At 68.7% G+C, this 12480-nt stretch carries 9 protein-coding genes; 6 read left to right on the top strand and 3 right to left on the bottom strand.

All coding sequences use genetic code 11. The features are described from left to right. The first annotated feature begins 56 nt into the window (after positions 1-56). Genes ACFULV_RS00065 through ACFULV_RS00075 form a run of 3 tightly spaced genes read left to right on the top strand, consistent with a single transcriptional unit; the run spans position 57 to position 3576 of the window. A complete protein-coding gene (locus ACFULV_RS00065; protein WP_378633383.1) occupies positions 57-2378 on the top strand; it encodes an FdhF/YdeP family oxidoreductase in 2322 nt (773 codons plus the stop codon). A 20-nt stretch (positions 2379-2398) separates the two neighbouring features. Continuing rightward, the gene (locus tag ACFULV_RS00070) at positions 2399-3064 is read left to right on the top strand and encodes a hypothetical protein (protein ID WP_378651486.1); all 666 of its coding nucleotides are present in this window, start codon (positions 2399-2401) and stop codon (positions 3062-3064) included. Between the two features lie 11 nt (positions 3065-3075). Continuing rightward, positions 3076-3576 carry an NADPH-dependent FMN reductase gene (locus tag ACFULV_RS00075; RefSeq protein ID WP_378651489.1) on the top strand — a complete coding sequence of 167 codons (501 nt, stop codon included), beginning with the start codon at positions 3076-3078 and terminating at the stop codon, positions 3574-3576. Positions 3577-3631: 55 nt separating this feature from the next. Here the strand turns inward: ACFULV_RS00075 and ACFULV_RS00080 are convergent, their stop codons facing one another. From ACFULV_RS00080 to ACFULV_RS00090, 3 genes are read right to left on the bottom strand one after another with little or no spacing between them, the layout of a single operon-like run. Further along, a complete protein-coding gene (locus ACFULV_RS00080; protein ID WP_378651492.1) occupies positions 3632-6622 on the bottom strand; it encodes a protein kinase in 2991 nt (996 codons plus the stop codon). Positions 6623-6665: 43 nt separating this feature from the next. Beyond that, positions 6666-7355, bottom strand: a complete 690-nt coding sequence (locus ACFULV_RS00085) for a response regulator transcription factor (protein ID WP_358063879.1) — start codon at positions 7353-7355, stop codon at positions 6666-6668. Continuing rightward, positions 7352-8665, bottom strand: a complete 1314-nt coding sequence (locus ACFULV_RS00090) for a sensor histidine kinase (RefSeq protein ID WP_378651495.1) — start codon at positions 8663-8665, stop codon at positions 7352-7354. Before ACFULV_RS00090 ends, ACFULV_RS00085 begins: the two co-directional genes overlap by 4 nt. A gap of 156 nt (positions 8666-8821) precedes the next feature. On the opposite strand from ACFULV_RS00090, the gene ACFULV_RS00095 reads away from it, so the two are divergent. The 3 genes from ACFULV_RS00095 to ACFULV_RS00105 are packed head-to-tail and all read left to right on the top strand — an operon-like array spanning position 8822 to position 12384. Continuing rightward, positions 8822-9145 (top strand): hypothetical protein, encoded by a 324-nt coding sequence (locus tag ACFULV_RS00095; protein ID WP_378633368.1) that lies wholly within the window; start codon positions 8822-8824, stop codon positions 9143-9145. A gap of 27 nt (positions 9146-9172) precedes the next feature. Continuing rightward, positions 9173-9895 carry an ABC transporter ATP-binding protein gene (locus ACFULV_RS00100; RefSeq protein WP_378633366.1) on the top strand — a complete coding sequence of 241 codons (723 nt, stop codon included), beginning with the start codon at positions 9173-9175 and terminating at the stop codon, positions 9893-9895. Next, positions 9892-12384: an FtsX-like permease family protein gene (locus ACFULV_RS00105; protein ID WP_378651498.1), complete on the top strand. Its 2493-nt coding sequence runs from the start codon at positions 9892-9894 to the stop codon at positions 12382-12384. Before ACFULV_RS00100 ends, ACFULV_RS00105 begins: the two co-directional genes overlap by 4 nt. Positions 12385-12480 lie beyond the last annotated feature (96 nt).

Raw genomic sequence — 12480 nt, forward strand, 5'->3', positions numbered from 1 at the left:
CACTGGACAGAGCACATCTTTCTCGACCCGCATTCACCGCGAAGGGAAGATCTGACATGGCTGACGGCCCGCACACCATCTGGGATCCCGATCAGGGCCCGAGCGAAGCAGCAGACCGGGCAGCCGTGCCGAAAGCCAAGCCCTACCACCATCCGGCGGCGGGCTGGGGCGCGGCGATCGCGGTCGGAAAGTTCATGGTCGGCAAGGAACACGAGCCGTTCATCGGCACCAAGGCCATCCTGAAGATGAACCATCAGGAACGCGGCTTCGACTGTCCGGGCTGCGCGTGGCCCGACGCCACCGACGGCTTGGTCCTCGACGTGTGCGAGAACGGCATCAAGCACGTGACCTGGGAGATGACGCACAAGCGGTGCACTCCTGAATTCTTCGCCCAGCACACCGTGACCGAGCTGGCAACCTGGAGTTCCTTCGACCTCGAGGACCAGGGCAGGCTCACCGAGCCGATGGTCTACGACCCCGAGACCGACCACTATGTGCCGATCAGCTGGGCCGACGCGTTCGAGATGGTGGGCAAGGCGCTGCGCGAGCTGCCCGACCCGAACGAGGCCGCGTTCTACACCTCGGGCCGACTCGCCAACGAGGCGACGTTCCTCTACCAGTTGATGGTGCGCGAGTACGGCACCAACAATCTGCCCGACTGCTCCAACATGTGCCACGAAGCCAGCGGCCGAGCTCTGCAGGCCTCGCTCGGCACCGGCAAGGGCACCTGCGACCTCGAGGACTGGGACAAGGCCGACGCGCTGTTCGTCATGGGCCTCAATGTCGCCTCGAACGCGCCGCGCATGCTGACCTCGCTCGCCGAGGCCTACAAGCGCGGCGCCCAGGTGGTGCACGTCAATCCGCTGATCGAAGCGGGCTCGCGCAACACGATCATCCCGCACGACTTCCTCGCGATGGCCACCTTCCACCCGACCAAGACCGGCACGCTCAACCTGCAGGTGCGTATCGGCGGCGACTTCGCGCTGATCCGCGGCATGGCCAAGGCCGTCCTCGAAGAGTCCGCGACCGACGAGAAGGCTCTCGACCACGAGTTCATCGAGCGCTACACCGTCGGCTTCGACGAGTACGTGCGCGAAGTCGAGGCGACCACGTGGGCCGATATCCAGACCGAGTCGGGCCTGAGCGAGGCCGAGGTCCGCAAGGCCGCCCGCATCTATTGTGACTCCGACCGCAGCATCATCAGCTGGTGTCTCGGCATCACCCAGCACGAGCACGGCGTGGAGACGATCCGCGAGATCGTCAACCTGCTGCTCCTGCGCGGCAACCTGGGTCGCGAAGGCGCGGGCCCGTCGCCGGTGCGCGGGCACAGCAATGTGCAGGGCAACCGTACGTGCGGCATCGACAACAATCCGCCCGCCGCGTTCCTCGACCGGCTGGCCGAGGTATGTGAGATCGACGTGCCGCGCGCCAACGGCTACGACGTCGTCTCCGCCATCGAGGCGCTGCAGAAGGGCAAGCTGAAGTTCTTCATGAGCATGGGCGGCAACCTCGTCCAGGCCGCGCCCGACAGCGAATACACCTTCGAGGCGTTCCGGAAGGCCGATTTCACCGTCATGGTCTCCACCAAGCTCAACCGCAGCCACGTCGTGCACGGCAAGCGGGCGCTGATTCTGCCCTGCCTGGCGCGCACCGAATACGACGAGCAGCGCAGCGGCCCGCAGGTGGTCTCGATGGAGAACGGCATGGCCGTGGTGCACCTGTCCAAAGGCATGAAGAAGCCCGCGTCGCCGCATCTGCTGTCGGAGCCCGCGATCCTGGCGGGTATCGCCAAAGCCGCACTGCCCGAGACGAAGACGCCGTGGGAGTACTACGTCGAGGATTACGACCGCATCCGCGACACCATGTCGAAGGTGCTGGACGGTTTCGAGGACTACAACCGGCGGGTGCGGCTGGGACTCGGATTCCGGATCCGCCAGCCCGCGCGTGAGCTGATCTTCCTCACCCCGTCCAGCAAGGCGGAGTTCTCCGCCGCGACGCTGCCCGACACGACCAACCCGGCCGGGGTGCTCACCCTGGCGACGCAGCGCTCCCATGATCAGTGGAACACCACCATCTACACCAACAACGATCGCTATCGCGGGGTGAAGAACCTGCGCACGCTGGTCTTCATGAACTCTCGCGATATGCGCGACCGCGGCCTGAAGGAATTCGACGAGGTCGACATCACCAGTACCGCCCGTGACGGGTCGACGCGGTCGCTCTACAGGTACAAGGTCGTCACCTACGACATTCCGCCGGGCTGCGCCGCCGGGTACATGCCGGAAATGAATGTGCTGTGCGCGATCGGCGATTACAGCACCGAGAGCGATCAGCCGATGATGAAGAGCGTGAAAGTGACTGTCACACCGTCGAGTTGAACTCATTCGAGGAGATGGCAATGAACCAGCACACGCGAAAGACACTGGCGTCGATCGTCGGGCATCCGGCGCCGCGCGATATCGAATGGACGCAGTTCATCACCATGTGGGACGACATCGCCGACGAGGTCGAGCAGGAGCACGGTGATCGGCTGGCGGTGAAGATGAACGGGCATCGCGAGGTGTTCCATCGCCCGCACGACGGGCGGGTATCGATCGGCGATATCGAGCGCGCGCGCCAATTGCTGAAGGACACACCGGTACTCAAAGGTTCGGGCGATATGTTCGTGGTCGCGATGGACAGCGAGAGAGCGCGGGTATTGCATTTCGACCTCGACACTCCCGAGGTCGCCGAGACCGAACGCGATGTGACCAACCACGACAAGGTCGCCCACCATCTCCGCACGGTCGAGCGTCACACCGGGCACGACGATCAGCAGGTGTTCATCAAATATTTCGATGATCTCGCGGTGGCGTTGATCGAGTCGATCGGCACCGAGAATTTCGTGCTGCTCGGGCACGGGCGCGGCAATTCCGATGTGGCCGATGATTTCGTGAAGCGCTTGCGCGAGATCAATCCCCCACTCGCCCAGCGGATTGCCGGGGTCGGCGTGATCGACCTCAGCGCGGCCGACGACGCGACGCTCGAGGCCGCGGCTCAGCGGATCCTCGAGGCCGCGAAGTAGGGGGACAACCGATGTCATATCTGCTCGCACTCATCGCCGAACCCGGCGAGAAGTCCCCGGCGCAGCAGTTGGCGACCGAGGCCCAGCGGGTCGCGATCCGCAACAGTATCGACGTGGTGAGCCTGGCCGAGCTCGACACCCTGCCGCCCTACAGCGCCGCGATCGACACCGAGGACGGGCGGCCACTGATCGCCAACCAGTTGCGCCGCTCCACGCTGGAAGCCGACGGTGTGCTGCTGTTCGCGGCCGAGGGCGAGTCCGTGGCGCCGCTGGCGGCGAGTGTGATCGCGTGGCTGGCCAATCCGGAGTCGGCGCCGACCGTCGGGGGCAAGCCGGTCGCGGTGATCACAGTCGGGCCGGGTGAGGTGATCAATCAGGACTTGGCCGATCGGTTGCGCAAGGCGGGCGCCGAGGTGGTGGCCGACGGTGTGTCGATCACCGGATCGTGGAGTGACCCGGACACCGTGGCCCGGCTCGGCGACACGGTGGTCGCGGTCGCTTCGGCGAGCTGAGGTTCCCTACGCGACCGCGGCCCCCGAGTTATCGGGAGCCGCAGTCGTTTTCGGGTCAGTAGACGTAGACCACGGCGTTCTCACCGCCGGTGCAGGTGACGAGTTTGCCCTCCGGTGCACACGTCATCGTGTAGGTGCGGCCGGTCACCGGGCTGGTCGCCACCACCGAGCGGGCGCCCGTCCCGCCGCCGGCGTAGGCCTCCCGGACCGCTTCGGCGAATCCGCAGCTGGTGACCGCGCTGCCGACGGCGACCTTGTTGTAAGAGCCTGTGGCGGTGCCGGTTTCACAGGGCTGCGCGCCCGCGGGCAGGGTGACCGGTCCCGCCGAGGTGGTGGGGGCGGCCGTGGTCGCGCGCGCAGTCGTGCCCGCGGGTTGGCCGGAACCACCCGGCGCCTGCGAAATCGGTGCGGCCGTGGAAGTTTCGGCGGGATCGGCGGCCGACATCATGCGCCAACCGATCGCGCCACCGACCGCGAGTACCAGAACGGCGAAGACACCGGCCAGCACGGGCAGCAGAACCGATCGGCGACGCTCCGAATCCTGGTGCGCCCAGGCCGGATCGGAACCATACGCGGGATCCGGTCCATAGGCCGGGTCAGGCCCGTAACCGGGGTCGTATGCCGGATCGCGGTAGGCGTGATCACCGTAGGCACTGGGCGGTTCGTCGTAGTCGGAGTACGCGTTCTCCTGACCCACGTACTGCCGGGTCGCGGCCGACCTGGCCGGATCCTCGAACTCCGGCGGGGCCTGATGGGCAGCGAAAGGCGCGGCACCGCCACGGTACTGATGTGTCGGCTGCGAGCGCTGCGGATCGAGTCCGTCGGCGCCGTAGTGCTGGGTCGGCGCCGATCGTTGCATGTCGGCGGGGTCGTACTGCTCGGTCGCCGGTGCGTACTGCGCGGGCGGGCCGCCGAACCGGTCGTCGGCGTCCTCGTCGAAACGCTCGGGGGGACCACCGAATCGATCTCGCGGATCGTCGAGATCGCCGCCGAACTTCTGCGTCGGCGGCGCGAAGGCGGCGGGGTTGTACTGCTCGGTCGGCGGGCCGAACGCGTCGCCTCGGCCATGGCCGGAAGGGCCGTCGAATCCGGCATCCGGCGGGCCGCCGAAAGGTCCTGCGGGACTGTCGAACCGGTCGTCGGGGGCGTTCTGTTCCGCACCGAACCGCTGGGTCGGAGCCGCGAAGGGGGCAGGCGAGTTCGGGCGGGGTGCGTCGAATTCCGGTGTGGGAGCGGGGAACCGGGGGTTGGGGTTCGACGCCGGCGGGAGGTATTGCTCGGTGGGCGGGGTGTATGCCGCCGGGAGGGGATGTTCGCCGGAGTAGCGCTGGGTGGGGGCGCCTCGCTGGGGATCCTGCTGCGGCGGGAGACGGTGCGGGCCGGTGGGCGCCGGGTAAGGGGTGGCCGACGCGGGACGCTGTGGCTGCAGCAGGGGAGCCGATGTTTCGCCCGGCTGCGCACCGTCGTAGAGGTGCGCGTCGGGGAAGGGGCGCATCCGTGGGAGGCCCTGGTCGGGGGTGTAGGCCGGGGGCGGCTCGGGGGCCTCCGGCTCATCGGCCGACGGGAGGGGCGCGAAGTAGGTGTCGGCGGGCCGGATTTCGGCGGGGCCGGTCGGCTGGATCACCGCGGGTATCGAGATCTCGCCGGTGCCCTCGGCGGGAACACGGCGGAAACCGGTGGTATCCGATGCTCCGGGGCGCGCCTCGGGCGGACGGATGATCAAGGTCGGCTGGGCGCCGGTCGCGGTCGACTGACTGCGCGAGGTCTCCACACCACCGGTGGCGGTCACCGCGCCGATCACCCGGAACTCCCCGGTCGGCGTCGGCACCTGCTCGACGTCGGCGGGATCCTGCGAGTCGGGGACGCCCTTGCGGGCACCACTCGCGGCACCGATGGGCACCGCACGCGCCGGCCCGGTGGCGGACCCCGCGGGGCCGCCACGCTCGGCACCGGCCGGTCCGCCAGGAGCACCGGTCGGCGCCCCGGCGGCACCGCGTCCCACACCGGCGGCGAAACCGGCGGCGGCGGCGAAACCGCGCCCGGGAGCCGAGCCCGGGCTACCTTGCGGGGCACCCGATGGCGCGCCGGCGGCACTGCGGAGCGTGGGACCGGACGAAGAACCTGGAGTCACATCATGGCCACCGGGGACGCGGCGGGCCCCGTCGTACGACGCGAAAGCACCCGATGGCGCCGGCGCGCCGGCTTCCCGCACGGCCGAAGCCAGCGCTCGGCGAGCGGCGACGGCCAACGCACCGGCCGACGCGTAGCGATCGGCCGGGTCCTTGGCCATGCCGGTGCCGATGACGTCGTCGAGCGCGCCGGGGATACCGTGCAACAACTCGCTCGGCCGCGGCGGGGCCTCGGACAGGTGCGCGCGGACCAGCACGCTCATGCTCGCCGCGGGGAAAGGCGAAGCGCCGGTGAGGCATTCGTGCAGCACACAGGCCAGTGAGTACACGTCGGCGCGATGCGAGATCGGGCCGACATCGAAGCGTTCCGGTGCCATGTAGATGTAGGAGCCGACCGCCATCCCGGCCTGGGTCACCGCGCTGTCACCCTCGGTGTGCGCGATGCCGAAGTCGGCGAGGTAGGCGAAATCGGCGGGCGTGACCAGGATGTTGGCGGGCTTCACATCGCGGTGCACCAGCCCACCCGCGTGCGCGGCGTCCAGCGCGGCGGCGATCTGCTCGACGACGGCGACCGCGCGTTCCGGGCTCATCGGCCCGCCCCCGCGCAGCACGGTCCGCAGATCGGAGCCGGGCACCAGGCGCATATCGATGAAGAGGACCCCGTCGATCACACCCCAGTCGTGGATCGGGATCACGTGCGGTTCGGCCAGCTTGGCCGCGGCCTGGGATTCGCGCCGGAACCGGACCTGGTAGGCAGGGTCCTGCGCGAGCTCCTCGGCCAGCAACTTCAGAGCGACCACTCGGTCCTTGCCGGTGTCGTAGGCCTCGTAGACCTCGCCCATCCCGCCTTTACCCAGCATCGACCGCAACTCGTACGGGCCGAATCTGCTCCCCGTCCGTGACCCAGGTGCCTGCACCAGCGTCCGCCTCCCACTTCTGGCAGGCCCGTGGACCTGCTTCTCAGTAGGAAGATTCTCCCGGTGTCACTACGCCGTGGTCAAACGCGAACACGATCGCGGCGGCTCGATCGCGCAGGTCGAGCTTGCCGAATATGTGTCCGACGTGGCTTTTCACGGTTACTTCCGAGATACCGAGTTCGGCGGCGATCTCGCTGTTGACCCGGCCCGAGCCGATCAATTCGAGCACTTCGTACTCGCGGGCGGTGAGTTCGCCGAGCCGGCGATCGGTTCGGGTACCGACCGGTTTCACTGTTCTGTACGCCGTGAGCACCCGTCCCGTCACCGAGGGATCGAGCCACGCGCCACCGCCCGCCACGGTCCGGACCGCGCGGATCAGATCCTCCGCGGGCGAATCCTTGAGCAGGAAGCCCGCGGCGCCCGCGCGCAGCGCGCCGGAGAGGAGCTGATCGTCGTCGAAGGTGGTGAGCACCAGCACCGGTGGGGCGTCGGGGCGGGCGCGCAGCAACCGGGTCGCATCTATGCCGCCGACCCGCTTCATCCGCAGATCCATCAGCACCACATCGGGTCGTTGCGCGGCGACGGCGGCCGCGACCTCGTCGCCGTCGGCGCACTCGTTGATGGTGAAACCGTCGCGACGCCGCAGGATGCGACGCAATCCGCCGCGCACGAGTTCCTGGTCGTCGACCACGAGCACTGTCACCAGCTGCTCGATCGGCGAAGCGGTCGTCACGTGTCCTCCTGAAGTTTGTTCCAGAGCTTGCCCGGCAGCACGGCCGAGAGGGTGGCGCACGAGCCGGTTCGCAGGGGGAAGCCGACCCCCACGGTCCAGCCGTCGTCGCGGTTGCCCGCGGTGATCTTCCCACCGAGCAGTTCGGTGCGTTTGCGCATGCCGCGCAGTCCCATCCCGGTATCGCGGCGCGGCGCGGGCCCGGGCGGCAGCGAATTCGACACCACCAGCGTGGCCGCCTCGGCCGAGACATCGAAGCGCACCGTGGCGGGGGCGCCCGGCGCGTGCTTGATGACGTTGGCCAGCGATTCCTGACCGATCCGGTAGAGCGCGTGGCCGATGGCACCGGAGACGGTGGTCAGGTCGCCGGTGCGCGCGTAGTCGACGGTGAGCCCGGCGCGGCGGAAGTCGCCGATGAGTTCGTCGATATCGGCGGCGCCCGGCTCGGGAGCCAGTTGCGCCGGGCCCGCGTCGAGCATGCCGACCGTGCGCCGGATGTCGGCCATCGCCTGGCGGCCGAGGCGTTCGGCCTCGACGAGCGCTTCCACCGCCTCGGTGACGTCGTCGTCGGTCTGGAGCGCGCGGCGGGCGGCGGTCAGGTGCAGCAGGGTGATCGAGAGCGAATGGGCGATCACATCGTGGACTTCGCGGGCGATCCGGCGTCGTTCCTCGTCGGCGGCCTGACCGGAGCGGATCGCCTGATTCTCGCGCTCTTGATACAGGAAACGTCGCTGATACTGCAGCATCACCCCGACGAACATGCCGAGCAGGATGCCGATGATGTACATCGGTAGTCCTTGCAGCGGCTGCTCACCCCAGTGCACGTGCCCGGCCACGTCGAACGCGACCAGTTCGAGGATCGCGAGCAGGGTGAATCCGATCGTCCACCCGCGCGAGGCGACCGCGGCCACCTCACCGGCGACGATCACCAGCACGAACGGCGCGAAATCGGCGTTGACCGGCTGCAACAGGAACAGGGCGCAGGAAGCCAGTGCGCTCCCCTTCAGCAGCACGGGGTGGGGATTCACCCGGAAGATCGCGAACAACGGGATCGGCAGGAACGCGGTGGCCATCGCCAGCAGCGGCAGCACGCTCGGGAAATACGCGTGCCGTTGGATCACCGCCGCACCGGTGACCACCAGCAGGGCGAGGTCGGCGGTGAGGATCACCGCGGGCGGATAGTCGTAGGGCAACGATTCGATGCGTTCGCGGACGGTGGTGAGCAATCGTGGCACCGCGGCTCTGGCCGCGAACCGCTGCCGCAGGCTCACTCGGCCCGGCGCCTTCGCGGGGATGGCGTGGCTCACATCCATGATGTAAGGCTAGTCGCCGCCTACCGGGCGAGCATCGTCCCGCGAACGGTACCGATCTCCTACCTGGGTAGGAGAAGAAGTCGGGTCCCCGGGACGACGATTCGGCCGTTCGCCGCCCGTAACGTTCGATTCACCCGCTCACGGAAGGTGAAGCCCATGACCTGGACCGATCTACACCACCGCACCGAGATCGTGCACACCGTGCTCGCCAGGGCAGCGGTCGACCCGAACGACCCGGCCCTGTTCGCCGGCATCGCCGAGCTCGACACGCTCTTCGGCGGAGTCGACGGCCTGCTGCAGGCGCTGGCCAACCGCTGGGACAATCATCTGCGCGTCAAACTCGAACTGGCCGAGATCGACGGCCGCACCCCGATGGAGGCCTATCTCGAGCTGGCCGCCGAACAACCGGCCCTGCGTGGGCTTCTCGACGCACGCCCGGCGATCGGGCAGACTACCCGCGACCGCGCACTCGCACGCTGAAACCCGAAACTCCCTGGGGGACAAGATATGCCCGACATCGAATCGCCACAGCAGCCGATGCTGGAGTTGACCCGGGTGGTCAAGCAGTATCGCGTCGGTGATCAGGAAGTCCGCGCGCTCGACGAGGTGAGCATGCGCATCGAAGCAGGCCAGTTCACCTCCATCATCGGGCCGTCGGGTTCCGGCAAGAGCACCCTGCTGCACCTGCTCGGTGCGCTCGATCGTCCCGATGAGGGCTCGATTCGTTTCCGCGGCACCGAGATCGGCGATCTCGACGAAGACCAGCAGGCCGCGTTCCGGCTCGAGCAGGTCGGCTTCATCTTCCAGTTCTTCAACCTGCTGCCCACGCTGTCGGCCTGGGAGAACGTCGCCGTGCCGAAGCTGTTGGACGGCACCGGCTTACGTAAGGCCAAGCCGCGCGCGCTGGAACTGCTCGATCTCGTCGGCCTCGGCGATCGCGCACAGCACCGGCCCGCGGAGCTCTCCGGTGGGCAGATGCAGCGCGTGGCGGTGGCCAGGGCACTGATCATGGATCCGCCGCTGATCCTGGCCGACGAACCGACCGGAAACCTCGATTCCAAGACCGGCGCCGCGATCCTCGCGCTGTTGGGCGACATCACGGCGCAGGGCAACTCGGTGGTGATGGTGACTCACGACATGAGCTCCGTCGACTACTGCGACCGGGTGATCACCTTGCGCGACGGTCAGATCGGCGCGGACGAGCGCGTCGCTTCGCGGGTCGACGCATGATCGCCGCCGCCATCGATCGATTGCGGCTGTTCAACTTCGGTGAACTGCTCCGCCATCCCGGCCGCACCCTGATGTCGGGAGCCGTGATGGGAGTCTCGGCCGCGCTGATCGTCGCGGTGCTGAGCATCTCCGGGTCGGTCACCGGGTCGGTCGACAAGCTCACCAAGGGTCTGGCGGGCACCGCCGAACTCGAGATCACCGGTATCACCGACGCGGGCTTCGAACAATCACTGCTACCCCAGATCGCCGCGACACCCGGAGTGGCGACGGCGGTGCCGATGCTGCGCGGCACGCTGGGTGCCGGCCCCGACCGGGCACTGCTGATCGGCGCGGATCAGAATATCGGCGCGCTCGGCAGCGATCTGGCCGGGCCGATGTCGCAGTACACCACCAAGCTGCTCAGCACCGAGCGCGGCGTGCTGGTCGGCGCGGCCATGGGCCTGCGCGAGGGCGACCCCGTACCGATCGGGGCGGGCACGGCGAAGGTGGCCGCGGTCCTCGACTCCGAGGCGACCGACCGGCTCAACAGCGGACACGTCGTGGCGGGTCCGCTGCCGCTGATCCAATTCCTCACCGACCGGGTCGGCAAGCTCGATTCGGTCCAGATCGTGGTGAAGCCCGGCACCGATGTGGCCGCGCTGCGCACCGCCCTCACCGAAGCGGTGGACGGCCGGGCGGTGGTGGCCGAGCCGAGTCTGCGCACCGCGCAGGCCGGTGGCGCGATCCAGATCATGCGGTACTCCACGCTGATGTCGTCGGCGGCGGCGCTGATCGTGTCGGCCTTCTTGATCTACAACGCGATGAGTATGGCGGTAGCGCAACGCAGGCCGACGCTGTCGCTGTTGCGGGCGATCGGCGGCAAGCGGGCCCCGATGGTGCGTGATCTGCTCGTCGAGGCCGCGATGCTCGGGCTGATCGGCGGGGCGATCGGCGCGGGAATCGGTGCGCTGATGGGGCGGTTCGCGATCGACAGGCTGCCCGCCGCGATCGTGCAATCGGTCGAGGCGCGCACCGAATTCCAGGTGCCGAACTACGCGATCCCCGTCGCGATCGCCGCGTGTGTGGTGGCGACGGTGCTGGCGGCGTCGATCGCGGCCAGACAGGTGTACAAGGTCGCCCCGGTCGAGGCGTTGGCGCCGGTGGAGGCCAGCGATGCCGCGGCGACCAACTCGGCGTTGCGCTGGGTCGCCCTGGCCGCCGGTGTGCTTCTCGGTGCGGCGGCGGTGGCCATCGCCTTCGTCGACCTCGGGCGACTGTCGCTGGCCGCGATCACCACGTCGTTCACCGCGACGGTGTTCCTGTGTTTCGCCGCCACCGGTCCGATCGTGCGTGGATCCGCGGCGATCGCCCGCTGGTTCGGTGCGCCGGGCGCGCTCGGGGCGACAACGCTGGAACGCGCGCCGCGCCGGGTCTGGGCCACCGCGATGACGGTGATGATCGGCGTCGCGGCGGTGGTCGCGCTCGGTGGCGCGTCGGGCAACATGGTGAAGTCGGCGACCGATTCTTTCCAAAGTCTGGGCGACACCGACCTTTACGTGAGTCCGAGCCCCGTCGAGCAGTTCCCGACCGGGCCGGTGCTGCCCGACGGGCTGGCCGCACGGGTCGCGAACGTCCCCGGCGTGGAACGGGTAAGCCCCGCCCAGATGGCCTTCGCGACCATCGGCAGCGGTCGGGTGATGTTGCAGGGCTATCCGCCGAGTACCGCCGATACCCGTCTCGGCGCGGTCGATCGGGCGGTGATCGACCGGATGGAGCGGCGCGAAGGTGTGGTCATCACCCGTGATGTGGCGCGGTCGCTCTCGCTGACCGTCGGCGACGAGATCACCATGCCCACCCCGTCCGGTGAGCGCAAAACAGCTGTGCTGCAGGTTATCCCGTACTTCACCGCCGTCTCCGGTGTGGTGATGATGAACCTCGACCAGATGCGGGAGTGGTATCAGCGACCCGGCGAGACGATCCTGTCGATCCACTACTCGCCCGGTGCCGACCCCGATGCGGTGCAGGCCGCGGTCCGCGCGATGGTTCCCCGGGAAATCCACGTCGACACCGGCGCCGACATGGTCGACGCGATCTCCTCGAGCGTCCAGCAGGGTGCGGCGATGAGCAACATGATCCTGTGGATCGTCGTCCTGGTGGCGACGGTGGCGTTGCTGAACACCCTGATGCTGTCGGTCCTGGAGCGACGCAGGGAGCTGGGGGTGCTGCGCGCCATGGGCACCAACCGCAAGTTCCTCCTGCGCTCGGTGCTCGCCGAAGCCGCGGGCATCGGATTCATCGGCGCGGCCATCGGTCTCCTCGTCGGCGTCGCGGTGCAGTATCTGGCCACGGTGGCGATCGGGCACGCGATGACCATCGACATCGTCTACCGGCCGAGCCCGCTGATCGCGGTCTACGGTGCGGTCGCGCTGGGCCTGGCCCTGCTGGGCTCGATCCCGCCCGCACTGCGCGCGGCGCGGATGCCGATCGTGGCCGCGCTGGCCGTGGACTGACCTCGGTCGCCGCGGTGCCCGGCATCTCAGCCCGGCGCCGCGGCGGCGACGCCTTCCCTGACACCGCCACCTCGGTATCGCAGGTCGATCGCCCCG

The organism is Nocardia sp. NPDC057272, assembly GCF_042668615.1.
Lineage (GTDB): Bacteria > Actinomycetota > Actinomycetes > Mycobacteriales > Mycobacteriaceae > Nocardia.